The sequence below is a fragment of the Agromyces sp. S2-1-8 genome, assembly GCF_021129215.1.
In the GTDB taxonomy this organism is placed as follows: domain Bacteria; phylum Actinomycetota; class Actinomycetes; order Actinomycetales; family Microbacteriaceae; genus Agromyces; species Agromyces chromiiresistens.
This window is the reverse complement of the sequence record NZ_JAJOLP010000001.1, coordinates 1,746,362-1,768,342: the sequence shown is the minus strand read 5'-3', so window position 1 is coordinate 1,768,342 and position 21,981 is coordinate 1,746,362. Positions and strand designations below refer to the sequence as shown.

Genomic DNA, 21,981 nt, shown 5'->3' with positions numbered 1-21,981 from the left:
AAACGACCGCCAGCATGCCCCGACGGGAGGAGGATCCGTGAGCTGGAGCCTCGTGCTCGACATCCTGCTCGTGCTCGTCTTCATCGGAGCCGCCGTGAACGGCTGGCGTGCGGGGCTGCTGCGCACCGCCGCGGGCCTCATCGGGCTCATCGCGGGCGGCATCGCCGCCTGGTTCGCGATGCCCTGGCTCGCCGGGCTCGTGCCCCTGCCCGAGCTGCGCGCGCCGGTCGCGATCGCCGTGGCGCTCGTGCTGCTGTCGCTCGGCGCCTGGCTCGGCGCGATCGTGGGCCGTGCGCTCCGCCGCGGCGCGCACCGGGTGAAGCTCGGCGTGCTCGACCGGGCGCTGGGTCTGGTCGGCAACCTCATCGTGACCGCGTTCGTCGTCGCCCTCGTCGCATCGGGCGTCGCGGCGATGGGCGTTCCGGTGCTCTCGCCCGCCGTGGCCGGATCGACCGTCGTCCGGGCGCTCGACCAGGTGACGCCGCCGCCGGCGAGGTCGGCCATGGCCGAGCTCCGTGCCGCGGCGCTCGGAGAGGGGCTGCCGTGGCTCGTCGACGTGCTCGACACGCCGCTGCCGACCGAGCCGCCGCCGCAGGGCGGCGTCGACTCGCCCGCGATCGCCGAGGCGTCGCGGTCGGTCGTGCGCATCACGGGCACGGCGTTCCGGTGCGGCAGCAACGTGTCGGGGTCGGGGTTCGTCGTCGCCGACGACCGCATCGTGACGAACGCGCACGTCGTCGCGGGCGTCGACGAACCGATCGTCGAAGCGCCGGGGCTCCCCGCCGTCGCCGGCCGGGTCGTCGCGTTCGACCCCGAGCACGACCTCGCGGTCATCGCGGTCGACGGGCTCGACGCCCCGGCGCTGCCCATCGACGAACCCGCCGTCGGCGACGAGGTCGCCGTCGCGGGGTACCCGTTCGGCGGGCCGCTGGAACTCAGACCGGCGCGCGTCGCGGCGAGCGGACCGCTCACGATCTCGACCGACGGCGCGACGTCGACGCGCGACGTCATGACGCTGTCGGCCGACGTCGATCCCGGCAACTCGGGCGGGCCGGTGCTCGACGTCGACGGCGAGGTCGCCGGCGTCGTGTTCGCCCGGTCCGAGACCGTCGCGACGGTGGGGTTCGCGGTTCCCGTGTCGACGCTCGCGCCGCTCGCGGCGGAGGCATCCGCCCTCGACGACCCGGTCGATTCGGGGGCGTGCGCCGCGTGAGGTCAGTCGGCTGAGAAGCCCTCGAAGCGGATGCCCCAGCTGATCTGCCATTCCTCGCCCGGGCCGAGCCACCGCAGGCCGCGGCCGGAGTTGAACGCCTCGGCCGGCGCGGTCATCGGCTCGATCGCGATCGCGACGTCGCCGCCCTCGCCCGGGTACTCCCGCGAGGTGTAGACCTGCACGTAGCCGAACTCGTCGTCGGCCCACACCGACACGCTGCGCCCGTCGGGTGCGGTGAGCGTGTGCAGCACCTGGCCGTCGTCGCTCGCGAGCTCGCCGAACGCGTCGTCGAGCTGCACGTCGCCGACCCGGCGTCCTTCGCGGAAGTCCCACTCGGTGCCGTCGACCGGGACCTCGCCGGTCGGCAGCAGGCGCTCGTCGACCTCGATGTGGCTCGCGGCGTCGAGACGCAGGACCAGGTCTTCGGTGCGGACGCCGCCGATCTTGAGGTACGGATGGGTGCCGAGCGCGACGGGGGCCGTGTCGGCGCCGAGGTTCTCGACGAAGTGCGTGACGCGCAGGCCGTCGGCGACGAGCTCGTAGTGCACGGCGGTGCCGAGCAGGAACGGGTAGCCGAGCTGCGGGTAGATGCGCGCGGCGAGCGTCACCGAGTCGCGCTCTCGGTCGACGGCGCTGTACTCGGTGTAGCGCAGCAGCCCGTGGATCGCGTTGCCGCGGGCCGGCTCCGTGATCGCGAGCTGGTGGTCGACGCCGTCGTGGCTCCACCGGCCGTCGCGGATGCGGTTCGGCCACGGCGCGAGCACGATGCCGGCGCCCATCGGCGGCGACTGGTCTTCGCCGTAGGCGGGAACGAGGTCGATGCCGTTGATGCTGAGGCTGCGGAGCCCGGCGGCGACGGCCGTGACGGTGGCCCGGATCTCACCGCTCGACGTCGTCGTCTCGAGCTCGAACTGCTCGCCCGTGGGAAGGGTCATGGACCAACTCTATGGTCTGCATCGGGTGCGTGCGCGGTGACGACCGCGAGTCCGGCCTCCTCCAGTTCGGCGACGACCGGGTGCGGCGCCGAGGCATCCGTGACGAGCTCGTCGAACGCGTCGACGGGGCCGACGCGACCGAGGTGCACCTCGCCGACCTTCGACCCGTCGGCGACGACGACGGCTCGCGCCGCCCGCTGCAGCATGAGCGCCTTCACCTGCGCCTCGGGCAGGTTCGCATTGGTGACGCCGTGCACCGGATCGACCCCGTTGCAGCCGATGACGGCGAGGTCGACGTGCACGTCGCGCAGCATCGAGCCGGCGAGCGGGTCGACGAGCGAGTGCTGGCGAGGACGCAGCGTGCCTCCCGTGACGACGACCTGGAACCTCGGGATCTCGGACTCGAGCTCGAGGGCGATCGAGAGGCCGTTAGTGAACACGACGACGTCGTCGAGGTCGCTGCGCTGCTTCAGCGCGCGCGCGACCTGCAGGGTCGTGGTGCCGACGTCGAGGATGAGGCTCTGCCCGCTGCGCACGAGACCGGCCACGTGCGCTCCGATGCGGCGCTTCGGTTCGACGGACGCCTCGAGCGCCTCCTCGAAGCTCGGCTCGCGTTCGGGCCGGTCGACGCCGGGAGCGCCGGCGGGCACGGCGCCGCCGTGCACCCGGCGGATCATGCCCTGGCGTTCGAGCGCGTCGAGGTCGGCACGGGCGGTGACGGTCGTCACGCCGAAGGCGCGGCTCAGCTCGGCGACGCGCACGAACCCGCGCTCGGCGACGAGGGCTCGCGCGAGCTCACGGCGGCGGGGCGCGTCGACCTGGGCGTCGAGCCGTGGTTGGTCGCTCATAGGGGAATCATGCGGCTTCCCACCTGACTTTGCAATACGAAAGTGGTTTGTTTGCGAAACGAAAGTCGCGTAGGGTGTGCGGCGTGACCGAGACCCGTGACCCCGCCGAGGCGTCCTCGACGCCCACCGGCGCCCCGCGCATCGTCGACCAGCACGCCGTCGACCCCCGCATCGCCGTACGACGCACGACACTCGCCGACGGTCGCGAGCTGATCTACTTCGACGACGTCGACACGACGCTGCCCGACGAGCGGTCGATCGACGAGCGCGAGCTCGGCCCTCGCCCGGCGACGGCCGAGATGCGGCAGGACGTGCTCACCGGCGAGTGGATCTCGATCGCCGCGGCCCGCCAGAACCGGGTCGTGCTCCCGCCCGCCGAGCTCGACCCGCTCGCGCCGCAGTCGCCGGGCAACCCGTCCGAGATCCCGAGCCGGTACGACGTCGCGGTGTTCGAGAACCGGTCGCCGTCGTTCGGGCCCGCCATTCGGCCGGCTCAGGGCGCCGAAGGCGGGCTCGCCGGGCTCCGCCGCGTCGGCCTCGAGCGCCGCCTGCCCTCGGTCGGCAGGTGCGAGGTGGTCTGCTTCAGCCCCGAGCACGAGGGCTCGTTCGGCACGCAGCCGGTCTCTCGCGCCCGAACCGTGATCGAGGCGTGGGCGCACCGCACGGCCGAGCTCTCGGGGCTGCCCGGGGTGCAGCAGGTCTTCCCGTTCGAGAATCGCGGCCGCGAGATCGGCGTGACGCTCGGGCATCCGCACGGTCAGATCTACGCCTACCCCTATGTGACGCCGCGCACCGAACGACTGCTCGCCTCGATCGACGGCTACGGCCCCGGACTCTTCGCCGACCTGCTCGAGCGGGAACGCGGCGGCCCGCGCATCGTGCTCGAGGGCGAGCACTGGAGCGCGTTCGTGCCGTTCGCGGCCCGCTGGCCGATCGAGGTGCACCTGCTCCCCCACCGTCACGTGCCCGACCTCGCGGCGACGAACCTCGACGAGCGGGACGAGCTCGCGGTGCTCTACCGGCGGCTCCTGCGCGGCGTCGACCGGCTCTACGAGACGCCGACGCCGTACATCGCGGCCTGGCACCAGGCGCCGGTGCACGAGCGTCGCGACGAGGTGCGGCTCATGCTGCAGCTCACGAGCCCGCGCCGCGGCGCCGACAAGCTGAAGTACCTCGCCGGCTCCGAGGCCGCGATGGGAGCATGGGTCGGGGATGTCCCGCCCGAAGCACAGGCCGAGGCGCTGCGCGCCGCGATCGAAGGAGTCGCAGAATGACCGTCGCCGACGCCGCCCACGGATTCGCCGAGTGGTTCGGCCGACGGCCGGCCGGGGTGTGGTCGGCGCCCGGCCGCGTGAACCTGATCGGCGAGCACACCGACTACAACGACGGCTTCGTGTTCCCCTTCGCGATCGACCGTCGCACGACGGTCGCGCTCGGCGACCGCGACGACCGGGTGCTGCGCGTGGCGACGAGCCACGAGCCCGAGGCGGTCGAGATCGGCCTCGACGACCTCACTCCCGACGCCGTGTCGGGGTGGGCCGCCTACCCGCTCGGCGTCGCGTGGGCGCTGCGGGAGTTCGGCGCCGATCTCGACCACGCCCGCGGGGTCGACCTCTACATCACCTCGGACGTGCCGATCGGTGCGGGCCTGTCGAGCTCGGCGGCGATCGAGTGCGCGGTCGCGCTCGCGCTCGACGAGCACTGGGGGCTCGGTCTCGACCGCCCCACGCTCGCGAAGGTCGGCCGCCTCGCCGAGAACCGCGTGGTCGGCGCCCCGACGGGCATCATGGACCAGACGGCCTCGCTGCTGGGCGCAGCCGACTCGGCGGTGTTCCTCGACTGCCGCAGCCTCGACGCCGACGTGATCCCGCTCGGCCTGGAGGCCGAGGACCTCTCGCTCCTCGTGGTCGACACCCGCGTGGCGCACGCCCACGCCTCGGGCGGCTACGCCGCGCGTCGGGCGTCGTGCGAGGCGGGTGCCCGGAGCCTCGGCGTGGAGTCGTTGCGCGACCTGCGGGTCGACGGCCTTTCCCGCGCGGCCGAGGTGCTCGACGACGAGACGTTCCGTCGGGTGCGCCACGTCGTGACCGAGAACCAGCGGGTGCTCGACACCGTGCGCACGCTGCGGGAGCACGGGGCGGGGGCGATCGGCTCCCTGCTGGATGCCTCGCACGTGTCGATGCGCGACGACTTCGAGATCTCGGTGCCGGAACTCGACCTCGCCGTGGCGACCGCGCAGTCGTCGGGCGCGATCGGCGCCCGCATGACGGGCGGAGGCTTCGGCGGTTCGGCGATCGCGCTCGTCCCCGAGGCCCTCGTTCCCGACGTGACCCGCGCGGTGACCGCGGCCTTCGCCGACCACGGCTACCGCGCACCCATCGTCTTCACGGTTCGCGCATCGGAGGGCGCCCGCCGGGACGCCTGATCGGCGCCGACCGGAGTCGCGTCGCCTCCGGATCAGGTGCCGCACTCGCAATCGCAGTCGGCCGCACAGTCGCCGGCCTCCCAGCAGTCGACACGACAACGACAATCGTCGAGCAGTATCGGATCGCGTCTCGCGAGGGATGCGGCACGCTCGAGTCGGTCTCGAAGGCGTCGCTGCGCCTCGAACCTGAGGGCGCTCGTGGTCGGCCCATCGTCGTTCACCGCATGGAGACCGCGGGCGCGCCGCTCATCACGGTGCGCTCGATGGTGGTACCAGGCGTTCGGCTCGGCACGGTCGTAGTGGATATCGGTGAGCCTCGAGCGTGGGCGGTCGTCGGGCGGGCGCACGTCGAGATGAACGGGCAGACGCCGTCCGGCGTTGTCGCGCACCCAGTCGGGCGGAATCGGGGCCATCTCGGCGCCCGACTCGTCCAGCACCGCGAGACGCATCCCCGCGAGGCCGACGAGCCGCTCGAGGTCGGCCACGTCGATGCCGTTCCGATTCGCCTCGACACGTGCGATCGCCGCGTGGCTGACGCCCAACCGTCGTGCGAGGTCTCGTTGGCTCAGGTCGAGCTGTCGACGAACCCTGAGGACCACGCCGACCACATCGAATCGAGGGGTCTGCGCAGCGACGGGTTCCCCGTCGCTCCGTCTCCCCTCCAGCGGTCCTCCGCTCTTCTCCATCGGTCCTCCGCCCCGGGCGCAACCTGCGCCACTGCAGGTGCTCTCAGGAGGCAGTGTCCTGCTCGCCACCCACATCCATCACGCCGTCGTGATTCCCTCGGCGCGACTACGACACTGAATCGCCCTGCGACTCAGTGTCGTAGTCGCGGGAGCGGGATCGACATCGGCGTGGAAGCCGGCCGCGAGCGGGATGCAGCGCAAACGCAGGCCTGTGGGCCGCAGGGAAGTTCCGCCGTGGCGCGCGGATGCCGCGCGATTCCGGTCAGGCTGACTCGGCGGCCGATTCTCGGGCGGGCTCGACGGCGCGGGGCGTGCCGCCGGTGATGCGGACGAGGTCGTCGAAGGTGGTGGGGAACACGGTCTTGGCGTGCCCGGCGGCGGCCCACACGACGGGGTGGGCGGCGAGGTCGGTGTCGACGATCGTGCGCACCGGAGCGGGGTGGCCGAGCGGCGCGACGCCGCCGATCACCTGGCCGGTCGCCGCCTTCACGGTCTCCTTCGACGCTCGCCGGATGACGCCGCCGAGCTCCGATCCCAGCCACTCGGTGTCGACGCGATGGGCGCCCGACGTGAGCACGAGGATCGGTTCGTCATCGAGCGTGAACACGAGCGAGTTGGCGATCTGGCCGACCTCGACGCCGAGCGCGTCGGCCGCGAGCTGGGCGGTCGTCACGGCGTCGTCGAACCACACGATCTCGGGCTCGAGTCCCTGCGCGGCGAGGGCCGCGGCGACGCGGTCGACGGCAGCATGCGACGGGGCGGAAGCGGGTGAGCTCATCTCCCGATCCTATGGCGCGTCGCGGCTGGTGCCGCGCTGAGCCGAGACACGGGTGCGACACCCCGATGGCGTAGAGTGCGCGCGTGCCACAGCCTTCGCTCGCCCGCCGACTCGGGCTCCGCGACGCCGTCGTGATCGGCCTCGCCGCCATGATCGGCGCCGGCGTCTTCGCCGCGTACGCCCCCGCCGCTGCCGCCGCCGGCGAGGGGCTGCTCGTCGGCCTCGCGATCGCCGCGATCGTCGCCTTCGCGAATGCGAGCTCCACCGCGCAGCTCGCTGCGCGCTACCCCGAGTCGGGCGGCGCCTACCGCTACGGGCGCGAGCGGCTCGGAGCATGGCCCGGATTCCTCGCCGGTTGGGGGTTCGTCGTCGGCAAGACCGCGAGCTGCGCCGCGATGGCCATGACGTTCGCCGCGTACCTCGTCCCGACGGCATGGCAGCGACCCGTCGCCGCCGCGGCCGTCATCGTGCTCGCCGCCGTCAACCTCCGCGGCATCACCCGCACGGCCCGGGCCGCGAGCATCATCGTCGCGGCCGTGATCTCGGTGCTGCTGCTCGTCATCGCGGCCGGCGCCGGTCCGCTCCTCCAGCGCGGCATCCCCCTCGACGGGCTGCTCGATGCCGGCTGGCCCGGCATCCTGCAGTCGGCGGGCCTCCTCTTCTTCGCCTTCGCCGGCTACGCGCGCATCGCGACCCTCGGCGAGGAGGTGCGCGACCCCGCCCGGACGATCCCGCGCGCCATCCCGGTCGCCCTCGGCATCGCGGTCGCGCTCTACGCCCTCATCGGCTCCGTCCTGCTCGCCACCCTCGGCGCCGATGCGCTCGCGACGTCGACCGCACCGCTCGTCGACCTCGTCGACGACGTCGGCTGGACCTGGGCCGCCCCGATCGTGCGCGTCGGCGCGGCCGCCGCCGCACTCGGCGCCCTCCTCGCGCTCATCGCCGGCCTCGGCCGCACCGCGCTCGCCATGGCCCGCGACGACGAGCTTCCGCGACCGCTCGCCTCGGTGCATTCGCGGTACCGGGTGCCGCACGTCGCCGAGATCGTCGTCGCGGTGGCGGTCGTCGCCCTCGTGCTCACCGTCGACCTGCGCCAGGCGATCGGCTTCTCGTCGTTCGGCGTGCTCGGCTACTACCTCGTCGCCAACCTCGCCGCGATCACCCAGCCCGCGAACGAACGCCGCGTCCCCCGCGCGCTGTCGGTGCTCGGCGCGATCGGCTGCATCGTGCTCGTCGTCACGCTGCCGCCTGGCGCGATCGCGGCGGGCGTCGCCGTCTTCGTCGTCGGCGTCGCCTGGCGCCTCGTGACCCAGGCGATCCGAAGGCGCCGCAGCCGCCGCCGATAGGCTGTCGCCATGTCCGTCGATCCCAGCGCACGCCTCATCCCACTGGCCGGCATCGCCGCCCCCGCCGTCGCCGACAGCGCGTTCGTCGCGGCCGGCGCCGTGATCGTCGGCGACGTTCGCCTCGAGGCGGATTCGAGCGTCTGGTACAACGCGGTGCTGCGCGCCGAGGCCGAGCCGATCGTGCTCGGCGAGGCGTCGAACCTGCAGGACACGGTCGTCTGCCACGTCGACGCCGGCTACCCGCTCACCGTCGGCCGTCGGGTCTCGGTCGGCCACGGCGCCGTGCTGCACGGGTGCACCGTCGAAGACGACAGCCTCGTCGGCATGAACGCCACCGTGCTCAACGGCGCGGTCATCGGCGCCGGCTCGCTCGTCGCGGCCGGTGCGGTCGTGCTCGAGGGCACGATCGTGCCGCCCGGCTCGCTCGTCGCCGGGGTGCCCGCGAAGGTGCGCCGCGAACTCAGCGACGCCGAACGCGAGGGCATCCGCCGCAACGCCGCCTCGTACCTGCAGCACGTCGGCGAGCACAGCGCCGGCGCCTGACCCGGCACTGCGATCGGCGGCGCCGCCACCGTCGGACTACGCCGCGTCGGACAGCGCCGCGTCGGCGCGCGCTTCGCCCGACGGCATCGATTCGAGCATTCCCTGCTCACGGTGGATCGACTCGGTGCCCGGCCGCGTCGTGACCGATCGCTCGCTCCGCACGGGGTCCGTGAGCACCCCGTCGGCCGGCATGGAGCCGGCGAGCACGGCGTGCGCGATCGCGGAGGACGACCCCGCCCGCGAACCGCCCGGCAACGCACGCCGCACCGCGCGCACCCGGCGCACCGCCCACCGCGTCGGCACCGCGACGACCATCGACAGCGCCCCGGCGACCGACCGATCGTACGGCCCGAGCATCCGCTTCCGCTCGAACGCCCGACGCACCGCACCGCCGACGAGGTCGTGCCGTCGAGTCGGCGCCGGCAGCAGTCCGGCCGCACGCCGGTCGAGCAGTTCCTCGAGCCGATCGGACCAGTCGTCGAAGGCCTCGCCGTGGAAGTAGTTGTCGACGAGCCAACCTTCGGCCGGCGGCTTCGCCACCCACTCCGCGACCGCCGCGCCGTCGCCGAACAGCCCGCTGCCAGCGAACACCGTGTTGATCAGCTTCGGGCCGACGCCGAACTCGTCGACGACGATCGCGGGCACCCCGGCGGCCACCGCTTCGAGCACGGCCGTCGAACTCACCGTGACGAGCATCGACGCGCGTCCGAGGTGCTTCGCCATGGGCCCGTCCTCGACGACCAGGTTCGGCGGGACGCCGCCGAGGCGGGCGCGTACCTCGGGATCGGCGAGGAGGTCGGCGTAGTCGTGCGCCTCCGCGTGGGTCTGCGCCTCGCCGCGCCGAGCCCTGACCTTGACGACGACCCGTCGGGTCGGCCGCCGCCGCGCGGCATCCGCGAGCAGGCCGAGCATGCGCACCCGGTCGTCGCGCTCGGCCGGCACCTTCGCCTGGGCGGCGAACACGAGGTCGCCGTCGGGCGGCGTCGATGCCGACGTCGACGCGAAGGCCGCCACCGGCGCAGACGCCACGTGCGGCGTCACCGGCGCGGCATCCCCGTCACCCGGCGATGCGCCGCGTCGGCGCGCCGTGAGGAACGGCAGCGTCGCGAGCCCGAACCCGACCCGCACGCCGAGCCCCGCGGCCAGCTGCTCGAACTCGCGCACCTCGCGGCGACTGTGGAGCACGACGAGATCGACCTGTTCGCGGTAGACCACCGCCTTCGGGACCGCCGGGATCGTGAGCCCCGGGAAGCCGCTCAGCAGGACCGGCCTCCCGGGCAGCGCCGCGACGATCGGCGCGACGACCCGCACGAAGGGACCGCGCAGTGCGAGCAGCACGGCATCCGGCCGGCGGGCGGCGAGGCGTCGCTCGAGCGACGCCAGGTCGAGCCGGCGCACGCCCTTCGCATGGAACGACGAGCCGGCGAGCGCGGCGCCGAGCTGCCGGTCGCTCGGCATCACGGGCGTCGTCACCACGATGAGCTCGGCATCCCAGCCGGCCGGCAGGCGTGTCGCGAACGCCGCTCCCCACTTGACGTACGAGTCGGAGTCGGCGACGACCACGAGGCGACGACGTGCCTCGGGCGCGCCAGAGGCCTCCGTGACGGCGCGACGCGCTGGTCCGCCCGCCGAACCCGCGTTCACAGCGCCGGCACCCGTCGCAGCTTCGCGCGCGGCGCCTCCTCGCCCGGGAACACGCGCTTCGCACCGTCGCCCATCGCGTCGCCGATCACCCTGATGTCGCGCACCAGGTGATCGAAGCCGGTCGGCTCGAGCGATGCGGCCTGGTCCGACCCCCACATCGCCCGGTCGAGCGTGATGTGCCGTTCGACGGCGACGGCGCCGAGTGCGACCGCGGCGAGCGAGATCTGGAGGCCGCGCTCATGCCCCGAGTACCCGACCGGGACACCCGGGTAGCGGCGTCGCAGCGCGTCGATCACGAGGAGGTTCGCCTCCTCGGGCGGCATCGGGTAGCTCGAGGTCGCGTGCATGAGCACCAGGCGCTCGGTGCCGAGCACCTCGACCGCCCGATCGATCTCGTCGAGGGTGGACATGCCGGTCGAGCAGATGACGGGCTTGCCGGTCGCGGCGATCGCCTCGAGCAGGGCGAGGTCGGTGATCGAGGCCGAGGCGACCTTGTGCGCGACGACGTCGAGGCGCTCGAGGAACGCGACCGACGGCACGTCCCACGGCGAGGCGAACCAGTCGAGCCCCGAGCGCATCGCGTACGACGCGATCTCGAGGTACTCCGACTCGCCGAACTCGACCCGGTACCGGTAGTCGAGGTAGCTCATCGTGCCCCACGGGGTCTCACGCGAGACATCCCGCATGTGCTCGGGCGTTGCGATCTCGGGCGTGCGCTTCTGGAACTTGACCGCCTGCGCACCCGCCTCGGCGGCGACGTCGATCAGGCGCTTCGCGATCTCGACGTCGCCGTTGTGGTTCAGGCCGATCTCGCCGATGACGTACACGGGCTGACCCGGGCCGACCGACGAACGGCCGATGCGGACGGTGTTCATGCGAGGGCTCCCTGCGGTGCTGTTCGGTGTGCGGAGGGTTCGGCCGCAGTGGCGGCTCGTTCGTGGGGTGCTGCGCCGGTCGCACCGTCGCGGGCCGCGAGCACGAGCTCGGCGAGCTCGCGCACCGCGCCGTCGCCGCCCCCGGCCTCGAGCACGAGGCGGGCGGCGTCGCGCACCGCGGGCACCGCATCGGCGACGGCGAGCGGCCACCCGACGAGCGCCATCGCCGGCAGGTCGCCGACGTCGTTGCCGAGGTAGGCGATGCGTGCGAGCGGGATGCCTCGGGCCTCGGCCCATTCGGCGAGCGCGGGGGCCTTGTCGTGCATGCCCTGGAGCACGTCGACCCGCAGCTTGGCCGCTCGCGCGGTCACCACGCGGTTCGTCTCGGCCGAGAGCACGAGCACCGGAACGCCCGCCGCGCGGAGGCGGGCGACGCCCTGCCCGTCGCTGCGGCTGACGCGGACGAGCTCGCGTCCCTCCGTGTCGATCCAGGCGGTGTCGTCGGTGTGCACCCCGTCGAAGTCGGTGACGACGGCGTCGACGTCGACGACGCGTGCCGGCCGGTCGATGAGCTCGACGAGCGCCCGCGCGACCACGAGGTCGGCGGCGGTGTCGATGTCGACGCCGTGCAGCTGGGGCACGACCTGCGGCGCGATCCGGCCGAAGAAGCGGTGCCGTGCCGCGCGGAAGCCCGCCGTCCGCATCGCGGTGAACGCGCCGGTCTCGCGGAACTCCGGTTCGCGCTCCTGCCTGCGGTGGCGCACCGCGGCGTCGTGGTTGGCGCCGAACACCGAGCCGTCGCCGGCGGCGCGCCACACGAAGGCGTGGCTCTCGACCGCCGCGAACACGCTGTCGGCCTCGTGGCTCACGACCCGTGCGACCGCGGCGTCGAGATCCGACGGGTCGATGAACGGCGATGTCGCCTGCACGAAGAGCGTGACCGCGGGCAGCGGGCCCCGGGCCTCGAGCTCGTCGAGTGCGTGCAGCAGCGCCGATTCGCTCGACGCCGTGTCGCCCGAGAGGTCGGCCGGCCGGTCGACGACGGTCGCCCCGGCGGCGCGCGCCACACGTGCGATCTCGTCGTCGTCGGTCGTGACCACGACCGCGCCGACGCTGCGTGCGGCATGCGCGGCCGCGACGGCGCGACCGACGAGGGAGACCCCGCCGAGGCGCATCAGGTTCTTGCCCGGCAGGCCCTTCGACCCGCCGCGCGCCGGAATGATCGCGACGGCGACGCCGCGCTGATCGGTCTTCGACTCGGCCATGCGGGCAGGCTACGGATCCGAGGTGGCGCCGGGGTGGCGCGCGCGTTGCGCACCGGTGAACGGTCGGGCATCGCCGCCCACAGATCGCGTGCCAGGGGCATCCGCCCCGGCGCGGATCAGCGCTGCAGGCCCTGCTCCGCCGCCTTCACGACGTTCGCGAGCAGCATCGCGCGGGTCATGGGGCCCACGCCGCCCGGGTTGGGCGAGAGGTGTCCCGCGACCGCTGCGACGGCGGGGTCGACGTCGCCCGTGAGCCGGCCCTTGCCGGTCTCCTCGTCCTGCACGCGGGTGATGCCGACGTCGAGCACCGCAGCGCCGGGCTTGATCCAGTCGGGCTTCACGAGGTGGGGCACGCCGACGGCGGCCACGACGATGTCGGCGCGGCGCACCTCGGCCGCGAGGTCCTGCGTGCGCGAGTGCGTGAGGGTGACGGTGGCGTCGAGGCCCTTGCGCGTGAACAGCAGGCCCAGGGGCCGGCCGACGGTGAGGCCGCGCCCGATGACCGTGACGTGGCGTCCTCTGATCGGCACGTCGTAGCGCTGCAGCATCTCCACGATGCCCGCGGGCGTGCACGGCAACGGCGAGTGCAGCTCGCCCTCGATGCCGAGCACGAGGCGGCCGAGGTTCGTGGGGTGCAGCCCGTCGGCGTCCTTGTCGGGATCGATGAGCTCGAGCATCGCGTTCTCGTCGTGCCCGGCGGGCAGCGGCAGCTGCACGATGTACCCGGTCACCTCGGCTGCGGCGTTGAGGTCGCTGATCGCCGCGCGCACGTCGGCCGCGGTCGCCGTGGCCGGCAGGTCGACGCGGATCGACTCGATGCCCACCTCGGCGCAGTCGCGGTGCTTGCCCGCGACGTACGAGCGCGACGCCGGGTCGTCGCCGACGAGCAGCGTGCCGAGGCCGGGCGTGACGCCGCGGGCCTTCAGTTCGGCGATGCGTGCGGCGAGCTCGTGCTTCACGGCGGACGCCGTGGCGACCCCGTCGAGCGTGATGGCGGTCATGGTGCTCCTCGGTGGGCGAGCGGGTGAACGGATGCGACGGGGTCGGTCCGGCCGGGGCGACGTCCGCCGCCCCGACCGGCGCGGCCTACTGCTGCAGGCCGGGGTAGAGCGGGAAGGCGGCGGTGAGCGCCTCGACCCGGGCGCGGAGCGCCGCGACATCCGCCTCGCCCTGCAGCGTCAGCGCGATGATGTCGGCGACCTCGGTGAACTCGGCGTCGCCGAAGCCCCGAGTCGCGAGCGCCGGGGTGCCGATGCGCAGGCCCGACGTGACCATCGGCGGGCGCGGGTCGAACGGCACCGCGTTGCGGTTGACGGTGATGAGCGCCTCGTGCAGCAGGTCTTCGGCCTGCTGGCCGTCGATCTTCGAGTTGCGGAGGTCGGCGAGCACGAGGTGCACGTCGGTGCCGCCCGTGAGCACGTCGACGCCGGCCGCGCGCGAGTCGTCGGCGGTCAGGCGGTCGGCGAGGATCGCGGCGCCGCGCAGCGTGCGCTCCTGGCGGTCCTTGAACTCGGCCGAGGCGGCGATCTTGAACGCGGTGGCCTTTGCGGCGATGACGTGCATGAGCGGGCCGCCCTGCTGGCCGGGGAACACGTTCGAGTTGAGCTTCTTCGCGAGCTCCATGTCGCGCGAGAGGATGAAGCCCGAGCGGGGGCCGCCGATCGTCTTGTGCACGGTCGACGACACGACGTCGGCGAAGGGCACCGGGTTCGGGTGCAGGCCCGCGGCCACGAGGCCCGCGAAGTGCGCCATGTCGACCCAGAGCTTCGCGCCGACCTCGTCGGCGATCTCGCGGAACGCGGCGAAGTCGAGCTGGCGTGGGTACGCCGACCAGCCGGCGATGATGACCTGCGGGCGGTGCTCGAGGGCCTTCTCGCGGACGACGTTCATGTCGACGAGGAAGGTCTCGGGGTCGACGCCGTAGGCGACGGCGTTGTAGAGCTTGCCCGAGAAGTTGAGCTTCATGCCGTGGGTGAGGTGGCCGCCGTGGGCGAGCTCGAGGCCGAGGATGGTGTCGCCCGGCGTCGCGATCGCGCTCAGCACGGCCGCGTTCGCGGTCGCGCCCGAGTGCGGCTGCACGTTGGCGTACTCGGCGCCGAAGAGCGACTTCGCGCGCTCGATGGCGAGCGACTCGGCGACGTCGACGTACTCGCAGCCGCCGTAGTAGCGACGACCGGGGTAGCCCTCGGCGTACTTGTTGGTGAGCACGGAGCCCTGCGACTGCAGCACCGAGACGGGAACGAAGTTCTCGCTCGCGATCATCTCGAGGTAGTCGCGCTGGCGACCGAGTTCGAGTTCGAGAACTTCGGCGATCTCGGGGTCGACCTCGGAGAGGGGCGCGTTGAAGACGGATTCGGCCAAGACTGGCTCCTTCATGACATACGGACCTAGGGGGTGCTGCCGCTGCGACTCGCGCAGCAAGCAGGCGTACCGGCCCAGGCGTGCGGTCGGTCCGTGCCAGTCGCTCCCCGATGGGAATCCATCTCAACGCCAGTCGCGACGACGCAAGCATAGCAATGGATGCCTCCTGCCGCCGCCGCTCGCGACGTGACAAGGCCGTCGGGATGCGGCACCGGGAGCCGGCGGCTCTTCCGCACGCCCGTCGTCCCGTGGCAGGATGTCCGACGAGACGATTTCGTCAAGATTCCTGTCTTTCGATTGGGAGGGGCAAAGATGCCGAACGCCGCCGTCCGCACCGCCGTGGCCGTCGCGACGGCATCGCTCCTCGTGCTGTCGGGCTGCTCGGCTGAATCGGACGCGAAGGCCGAGTTCTCCGGCATCGTGCCGGCGCCCGCGCGGTTCGAGCTCACCGACCGGGGCGCATTCACCCTCGGCGAGCGCACCCGGCTCGTCGTCTCCGGCGACGGCGCCGCCGCCGTCGCCGAGACGTTCGCCGCACCGCTCCGCACCGCGACCGGGTTCGAGCTGCCGGTCGAAGAGGGCGCGGCCGAGGCATCCGACATCGAGCTCGTCATCGACCCCGAGGTCGAAGGCGACGAGGGCTACACGCTCGACAGCGGCGCCGACGGCGTGCGGATCGCCGCGTCGGCACCCGCCGGACTGTTCTGGGGCACCCAGTCGCTGCGGCAGATGCTGCCGGGCGAGATCGAGGAGGCCGACCCGATCGAGCCCGAGGGCGGCTGGCAGGTGCCCGCGGCCTCCATCGTCGATCGGCCGCGGTTCGCGTACCGGGCCTCGCTCGTCGACGTTGCGCGCCACTTCTTCCCCGTCGACTACGTCGAGCAGCACCTCGACCGCATGGCGCTCATGAAGATGAACGTGCTGCACCTGCACCTGACCGACGACCAGGGCTGGCGCATCCAGATCGACGCGTGGCCGGAGCTCACCGGCATCGGCGCGTCGACCTCGGTCGGCGGCGACGGCGGCGGCTTCTACACGAAGGACGACTACCGCCGAATCGTCGACTACGCCGCCGACCGGTTCATCACCGTGGTGCCCGAGATCGACCTGCCCGGGCACACGAACGCGGCGCTCAGCGCGTACCCCGAGCTCAACTGCGACGGTGTCGCGCCGAAGCCGTACGAGGGCGTCGAGGTCGGCTTCTCGTCGCTGTGCGCCTCCCCGGCGCGCGCGGAGGCGACCGATCGCTTCCTCACCGAGGTGCTCGCGGAGGTGGCGGAGATGACGCCCGGCCCGTGGATCCATGTCGGGGGCGACGAGCCGCTCGCGACCGAGCCCGACGACTACCTCGACCTCGTGCGTCGCATCACGGCGGCCGCCGCGGCGACGGGCAAGACCGTGATCGCCTACCACGAGATGGGGGCCTCGACCGAACTGCCGCCCGGCACGATCGGGCACTACTGGGACCTGACCGCCGGCCACGAGATGCCGGCGAACCGGCGCGGCGAACCCGCGCGCCCGTATCCGGAGTCGGCCGGCCAGGCGCATGCGTTCCTCGAGCAGGGCGGCAGGCTCGTGCTCGCGCCGGCCGACAAGACCTACCTCGACATGATGTACCCCGACCGTCCGGCGGGCCCGCTCGGCACCGAGCTCGGCACGCGTTGGGCCGCCACCATCACGCTCGAGGAGGCCTACGGCTGGCAGCCCGAGGCGACGATCGACGGGCTCGACGAGTCCGACATCCTCGGCGTCGCCGCCTCGGTCTGGACGGAGACGCTCTCGAACGCGGCCGACTTCGAGTTCATGGTGTTCCCACGCATCGCCGCGATCGCCGAGGTCGGCTGGTCGCCCGCAGACGCGCGCGACGAGGAGGGCTTCCGTTCACGGTTGACGACGCTCGGCGCCCACCTCGACGGGCTGGGCGTCGCCTACCGGGAGGTCGGCGGGGTCGACTGGCCCGGCTAGCGGCGGATGCCTCGGGGCCGACCCCGAGGCATCCGCCGTGCGCGTGCGGGCCGAGGCGGCCCGCACGCGATCTCAGCCGCGACCTGGCGCAGGCGAGCTCGCGACCGGGGAGACGTGCCCGACCAGGTCGGTGGCACGCGCCTCGAGCGTGTGGCGTCCCGGGGCATCGACGACCACATCCTCACCGTCCCACGCCGTCCAGGAGCCGCCGTCGAGGCGGAACTCGACGCTCGCGATGCCGGCGCCGTCGTCGTGCGCCTCGATCGTGAACCGCACCGGACTCCTCGGGCTGCTCACCGCGGGCCGGCGGTCTGCACCGACCTCCACCGACGGTGCGACCGTGTCGACCTTGACGATGCCGTATCCCGCGACCCGCCGATCACCGACGGTCGCCCGGTACTCGACCCGCTGCTCCCCCTGTGCGCCGATCTCGACGGGGCCGTCGGCGGCCGACCACTCGCCGTCGCCGATCCGCACCTCGACGCCCGAGGGCGCGCCCTCGGTGCCGCCGGCGGCGAAGCTCGCGCTCGGGGCGGAGGTGTACCAGCCGTCGGGGCCGTCGGGGGCCTCCGGCGAGAGTTCGGCCGAGATCCATGCCCCGGCCTCCGCGATCGACGGCACCGTGAGCTCGAAGAGGCTGAGGTACGGGCTCAGGTTCTTCGCCGTGACCGTCACGCGGACATGGCGTGCGTCGACCGGCTCGAACGCCACGGTGTCGACGCGCGCCCCCGCGGCCTGCCCGGTCATCGTCGCGGCGGTGGTCCAGGTCGCCCCGTCGTCGGAGACCTCGACGACGTAGTCCTTCGCCGAGGCTCCCTCCCAGGCGAGCACGACCTCGCCGAACTGCTGCTCCGACCCGAGGTCCACGGCGATCCACGGCTGTGCGACGTAGTTCGCCGACCAGCGCGTCTTGTCGTCCCCGTCGATCGCGAGGCTCGGCGGGAATGCTGCGGCCTCGACGCCTGAGGCGGTCGCCGTGGCGCCGCTCGTGAGCGGCTCGGGTGCGAAGACCGACATCCGCCAGGCGCCGAGGTCGCCGCCGTCGGCGCGGATGTCCCGCACGGCGACGTACCGCGCCGACAGCGAGCCCAGCTCGACCGATGCGGCGGTGCCGTCCACGTCGTCGGCGACCTGCTGCCAGAACACGCCGTCGTCGGAGACCGCGACGTCGTAGCTCGCCGGCGCGATCCCGGCCCAGTCGACCTCGAACCGGCCGACCGGCGCCGCCTCGGCGAGTTCGATCCGGACGTCCGCCGTGTCCTCGGTCGTCGCCCACCGAGTGAGGGCGAGACCGTCGGTCAACGACTCGGCCGGCGTGCCCTCGCCGCTCGACGACGCGGTGACGGCCGCCCCGAGACTCAGCTCGCCGGACCGCGCGACTCCCGTCCGGTCGATCGTCGTGAGCCCCGGACCCGAGCCGATCCGCCGCTGCACGGCGACGAACTCGCCGTACGACCGTGTCGGGGTCTGCGAGTCCCAGGTCTTCTGCGCGATCACGGGGAAGGAGTCGCGCACGAGGCCGTGCACGTCGAGTTCGGTGTACTCCTCGTGCACGAGGTCGTTCCAGACCGCGAACATCGCACCCTCGGGCGCCCCTTCGGGCACGACGGCCGTCGAGCCGAGCCGGTTGGGAAGCCACGTGGCGTAGAGGCCCGCGTTGTTCAGACCGTTGCCGTGGTAGTAGTTCGCGAACGGCACGACGTAGAGGTCGCCGTCGTTCGTGTTGATGTAGCGGTACCCGTCGGCCTCGGCCTTGGCCATGCCGTACCAGCCGTTGTTCCAGGCGTTGATGATCACGTCGCGGTCGTATCCGTCGGCCGAGCCGTGCATGACGCTCATGCTGCCCCAGGCCCGCGGCTGCTTGCCGAGCGAGCGGATGTGCTCGGCCATGGTGTTGAAGAACTCGCGGTACTGGTCGGCGCCCGAGCGCGGGTACTCGTCGGCGCCGAAGTGCACGTCGGGGCCCTCGAACCAGGGCACGAACTCGTCGAAGACGGCCTTGATCGTCTCGGTCGACTCGGGCTTGGAGAGGTCGAGGTGGTCGGAGTCGCCGCCGTTGAAGCCGAGTTCGGGCTTCCATCGGATGAACGAGCGCGAGTGCGCCGGTGCGTCGATCTCGGGGATGATCACGACCGCGTGCGCGGCCGCGGTGTCTTCGAAGCTCTGCCAGTCGGCGCGGTCGTAGGCGCCGTCCTCCGACGCGAGCCCGGCGAACGCGGGGTCGTCGCTCTTCAGCCGGAAGCCGTCGTACGCGTCCTTCCAGCCGCCCGCCGGACGGGCGATCTCGTTGTCGTTGAGGTGGATCTGGAACTCGTTGAGCTTGTACCAGCTCATCATGGTGATGTAGTCGCGCACGAACTCGGGCGTGAAGAAGCGGCGCCCGACGTCGAGCGAGAATCCGCGCACGCCGTGGTTCGGCCAGTCGACGGTCTCGCCCGCGGGCAGCGAGTTGCGCTGGGGCGACTGCACGAGCCCCTGCAGCACGGTCCGAGTGCCGTAGAAGGCGCCCTGCGAGGCCGGGGCGACGATCTCCACCCCGTCGCCGTCGATCGTCAGCCGGTAGCCCTCGGCGCGGAACAGCTCGCCGCCGTCGGCGTGCTCGAGGCCCGGGTCGAGATCCAGCGTGAGGTCACCGGGGCGCGCATCGGCGCCGACCGCGACCTCGGCCGCGAAGCCGGTCGTGGCCTCGAGATCGTCGGCGAACTGGCGCGCGACCGACTCGAGGTCGGCGTCGGCGACGATCCGGCTCTCGGCGCCGAGGACGAAGGCGCCCTCGCCCCCGGTCCACGTCTGCAGCGCGGGAATGACCTCGGGGGCGTCGTTGGTCGCCGCCTGCGCCGGCGCGGGGGTCGTCGCGAGCAGTCCCGCCATCAGCCCGAGCGCCGCGATCGCCGCCGCGCCCCTTCGCCGAGCCGCTCGATGCGTACTGGGAGTTCGTGTGCCGCTCACCCTGGACCTCCTCGTCCTCGCCAACTTCATTGAGTAAACAAACTAAGTTGGCTCGAACCTAGGAGATGCCGGCGGTCCCCGTCAAGGCCGGGACTCCCCGGGGCCGTGCCCGGGCGATCGCCGCGAACGACGAGGGCGGACGACTCGGGTCGACCCCGAGGCATCCGCCCTCTGCACTACGACGAGCGCCTACTTGACGCTGCCCGCCGTGAGGCCGCCGACGAGGCGCTTCTCGATGAGCATGAACAGCACGACGACGGGGATGATCGCCACGATCGACACGCCGAACACGTACTGCCAGCTCGTCGAGTACTGGCCGACGAACTTGGTGAGCGCGACCGACATCGGCTGGTTGCCCGCCGTCGAGAGGATGACGAGCGAGGCCGCGAACTCGTTCCAGCAGGCGACGAAGGTGAACACGATCGCGGTCACGATGCCCGGCCAGACGAGCGGCAGGTTGATCTTGAAGAGCACCGTGAGCCGGCCGGCGCCGTCGATCTGGGCGGCCTCGTCGACCTCCTTCGGGATGCCCGCGAAGAAGGAGTGCATGATCCACACGGCGAACGACAGGTTGAACGCCGCGTTGATGAAGATCATCGCCGCCCAGGTGTCGATCATGCCGAGCGCGGTGAACTGCCGGAACAGGCCCGAGGTGAGCACCGCCGGCTGCAGCATCTGCGTGACGATCACGAGGAAGAGGAACACGAAGCGGAACGGGAACTTGAACCGCGCCGTGTAGTACGCCGCGGGCAGCGCGACCGCGAGCACGAGCAGCGTCGCGAAGACCGAGATCACGATCGTCGAGACCATGTTCTGCGGCAGCGGCGTCTCGGGCGTCGACCACATGTCGAGGTAGTTCTCCCAGTGCCACTCCGTGGGGAAGTAGGTGGGGTCGACCGACAGGATCTGCGACTTCGTCTTCACCGAGCCGAAGAACATGATGAGGTACGGCACGATGAAGACCGCGAGCACGATGAGCCCGGCGAACATGCGCAGCAGCACACGGCCGAGGGGCACCTGGTCTTCGGTGTAGCGACGCTTGCGGGGCGGGGTCTGGCGGCCGGATGCCCCGTGGCCGGCGTCACTCGCGAGCATCGCGCGGGTTTCGGTGACGGTCACGGTCAGACCTCCTTCATGGGCTTGACGACCTTCACGTACACCGCGACGATCACGATGACGATGACGAACGCGACGACCGAGAGCGCGGACGCGACGTCGACCTTGTGCTGGTTCTGGATGTACTTGAAGATCATCGTCATGATCGTGTCGGCGTCGTAGCCCGGGATCGACCCGGTCATCACCCGCAGGATCGGCAGCGAGTTGAAGACGTTGATGATGTTGATGAGCACCGCGACGCTGAGCGCCCCGCGCAGCTGCGGCAGCACGATCGTGAAGTAGGTGCGCACGGAGCCAGCGCCGTCCATCTTCGCGGCCTCGAGCGTGTCGCCGGGCACGGTCGCGAGTCCCGCGAGGATCGTGTAGGTCGTGAACGGCAGCGACACGAAGATCGCGACGATGATCGACCACATGAACGCGGTGGTCGGGTTCTTCGTCCAGCCGTAGCCCTCGGGGGTGTCGACGAGTCCGATGTCGACGAGGAACTTGTTGATGATGCCGAAGTACGGTTCGAGGCCGTAGTAGACGACCATCGTCGTCATCACGACCGAGGCCGCCCACGGGATGATCACGACGAGCCGCACGAGCTGTCGGCCAGGGAAGGCCTTGTTGAGGATCTGGGCGAGGCCGAGCGAGATCACGACGGTGAACGCCACGACCACGACGACCCAGACGATCGTGCGGAAGAAGATCGGCCAGAAGTACGGGAACTGGAAGACCTCGACGTAGTTGTCGAAGCCGACCGAGCCCTTGTCGAGCCCCGAGAGCGAGATGTCGCGGGTCGAGTTGTAGAACATGACGACGGCCGGGAACAGCACGACGCCGAAGATGAGGATCAGCGCGGGGGTGATCCAGGGAAGGGCGGCGGCGAGGTCGCGGCCGCCGGGCTTGCCTCGGCGGGCGGGCTTCGCGCCCTTCCCGCCTGCCGGCGATCCCCCGGAACGGGGGCGGCCTGCGGCCGCCCCCGTCGGGTTCGGTGATGCGTCGGTCGTGGAGCTCATGGTGCGAGGATCACCGAACCCTTTCCGTGTG

18 protein-coding genes are annotated in these 21,981 nt (G+C 72.2%); 6 read left to right on the top strand and 12 right to left on the bottom strand.

What is annotated here, in order from left to right:
• Positions 1-37 precede the first annotated feature (37 nt).
• Complete coding sequence (locus LR269_RS08020; RefSeq protein ID WP_231430215.1) at positions 38-1,213, top strand: MarP family serine protease; 1,176 nt, start codon at positions 38-40, stop codon at positions 1,211-1,213.
• A gap of 2 nt (positions 1,214-1,215) precedes the next feature.
• On the opposite strand, the gene LR269_RS08015 is transcribed toward LR269_RS08020, so the two are convergent.
• Both LR269_RS08015 and LR269_RS08010 read right to left on the bottom strand, forming a co-directional pair.
• The gene (locus tag LR269_RS08015; protein ID WP_231430214.1) at positions 1,216-2,148 is read right to left on the bottom strand and encodes an aldose 1-epimerase family protein; all 933 of its coding nucleotides are present in this window, start codon (positions 2,146-2,148) and stop codon (positions 1,216-1,218) included.
• A complete protein-coding gene (locus tag LR269_RS08010; protein ID WP_231430213.1) occupies positions 2,145-2,996 on the bottom strand; it encodes a DeoR/GlpR family DNA-binding transcription regulator in 852 nt (283 codons plus the stop codon). Before LR269_RS08010 ends, LR269_RS08015 begins: the two co-directional genes overlap by 4 nt.
• Positions 2,997-3,136: 140 nt before the next feature.
• Between LR269_RS08010 and galT the strand changes: the two genes are divergently transcribed.
• Both galT and galK read left to right on the top strand, forming a co-directional pair.
• Complete coding sequence (gene galT, locus LR269_RS08005; RefSeq protein ID WP_374201163.1) at positions 3,137-4,270, top strand: galactose-1-phosphate uridylyltransferase; 1,134 nt, start codon at positions 3,137-3,139, stop codon at positions 4,268-4,270.
• The gene (gene galK / locus LR269_RS08000) at positions 4,267-5,421 is read left to right on the top strand and encodes a galactokinase (protein WP_231430212.1); all 1,155 of its coding nucleotides are present in this window, start codon (positions 4,267-4,269) and stop codon (positions 5,419-5,421) included. The genes galT and galK overlap by 4 nt, the downstream gene beginning before the upstream one ends.
• 32 nt (positions 5,422-5,453) lie before the next feature.
• On the opposite strand, the gene LR269_RS07995 is transcribed toward galK, so the two are convergent.
• Together LR269_RS07995 and LR269_RS07990 are read right to left on the bottom strand one after the other, a co-directional pair.
• Positions 5,454-6,107 carry a helix-turn-helix transcriptional regulator gene (locus tag LR269_RS07995; RefSeq protein ID WP_231430211.1) on the bottom strand — a complete coding sequence of 218 codons (654 nt, stop codon included), beginning with the start codon at positions 6,105-6,107 and terminating at the stop codon, positions 5,454-5,456.
• 262 nt (positions 6,108-6,369) lie between these two features.
• Entirely contained in the window at positions 6,370-6,885 is a 516-nt protein-coding gene (locus LR269_RS07990) for a YbaK/EbsC family protein (protein WP_231430210.1), read from the bottom strand.
• An 83-nt stretch (positions 6,886-6,968) separates the two neighbouring features.
• On the opposite strand from LR269_RS07990, the gene LR269_RS07985 reads away from it, so the two are divergent.
• Both LR269_RS07985 and LR269_RS07980 read left to right on the top strand, forming a co-directional pair.
• Positions 6,969-8,231: an APC family permease gene (locus LR269_RS07985; protein ID WP_231430209.1), complete on the top strand. Its 1,263-nt coding sequence runs from the start codon at positions 6,969-6,971 to the stop codon at positions 8,229-8,231.
• Between the two features lie 9 nt (positions 8,232-8,240).
• Positions 8,241-8,774, top strand: a complete 534-nt coding sequence (locus tag LR269_RS07980) for a gamma carbonic anhydrase family protein (RefSeq protein ID WP_231430208.1) — start codon at positions 8,241-8,243, stop codon at positions 8,772-8,774.
• A gap of 36 nt (positions 8,775-8,810) precedes the next feature.
• On the opposite strand, the gene LR269_RS07975 is transcribed toward LR269_RS07980, so the two are convergent.
• From LR269_RS07975 to glyA, 5 genes are all read right to left on the bottom strand, one after another.
• The gene (locus tag LR269_RS07975) at positions 8,811-10,418 is read right to left on the bottom strand and encodes a DUF6716 putative glycosyltransferase (RefSeq protein ID WP_231430207.1); all 1,608 of its coding nucleotides are present in this window, start codon (positions 10,416-10,418) and stop codon (positions 8,811-8,813) included.
• Positions 10,415-11,293 (bottom strand): N-acetylneuraminate synthase family protein, encoded by an 879-nt coding sequence (locus tag LR269_RS07970; RefSeq protein WP_231430206.1) that lies wholly within the window; start codon positions 11,291-11,293, stop codon positions 10,415-10,417. Before LR269_RS07970 ends, LR269_RS07975 begins: the two co-directional genes overlap by 4 nt.
• Complete coding sequence (locus LR269_RS07965; protein WP_231430205.1) at positions 11,290-12,558, bottom strand: acylneuraminate cytidylyltransferase; 1,269 nt, start codon at positions 12,556-12,558, stop codon at positions 11,290-11,292. Before LR269_RS07965 ends, LR269_RS07970 begins: the two co-directional genes overlap by 4 nt.
• A 116-nt stretch (positions 12,559-12,674) precedes the next feature.
• Positions 12,675-13,559, bottom strand: coding sequence for a bifunctional methylenetetrahydrofolate dehydrogenase/methenyltetrahydrofolate cyclohydrolase (locus LR269_RS07960; RefSeq protein ID WP_231430204.1), 885 nt, complete (start codon positions 13,557-13,559; stop codon positions 12,675-12,677).
• 85 nt (positions 13,560-13,644) lie between these two features.
• Entirely contained in the window at positions 13,645-14,919 is a 1,275-nt protein-coding gene (gene glyA, locus LR269_RS07955) for a serine hydroxymethyltransferase (RefSeq protein ID WP_275505514.1), read from the bottom strand.
• 312 nt (positions 14,920-15,231) lie between these two features.
• Between glyA and LR269_RS07950 the strand changes: the two genes are divergently transcribed.
• Positions 15,232-16,884: a beta-N-acetylhexosaminidase gene (locus LR269_RS07950; RefSeq protein WP_231430202.1), complete on the top strand. Its 1,653-nt coding sequence runs from the start codon at positions 15,232-15,234 to the stop codon at positions 16,882-16,884.
• A 72-nt stretch (positions 16,885-16,956) separates the two neighbouring features.
• Here the strand turns inward: LR269_RS07950 and LR269_RS07945 are convergent, their stop codons facing one another.
• From LR269_RS07945 to LR269_RS07935, 3 genes are all read right to left on the bottom strand, one after another.
• Positions 16,957-19,833: a discoidin domain-containing protein gene (locus LR269_RS07945; RefSeq protein ID WP_231430201.1), complete on the bottom strand. Its 2,877-nt coding sequence runs from the start codon at positions 19,831-19,833 to the stop codon at positions 16,957-16,959.
• 189 nt (positions 19,834-20,022) lie between these two features.
• A complete protein-coding gene (locus LR269_RS07940) occupies positions 20,023-20,952 on the bottom strand; it encodes a carbohydrate ABC transporter permease (protein ID WP_231430200.1) in 930 nt (309 codons plus the stop codon).
• A gap of 2 nt (positions 20,953-20,954) precedes the next feature.
• On the bottom strand, positions 20,955-21,950 hold the full coding sequence (locus LR269_RS07935) for a carbohydrate ABC transporter permease (RefSeq protein WP_231430199.1): 996 nt from the start codon (positions 21,948-21,950) through the stop codon (positions 20,955-20,957).
• Positions 21,951-21,981 lie beyond the last annotated feature (31 nt).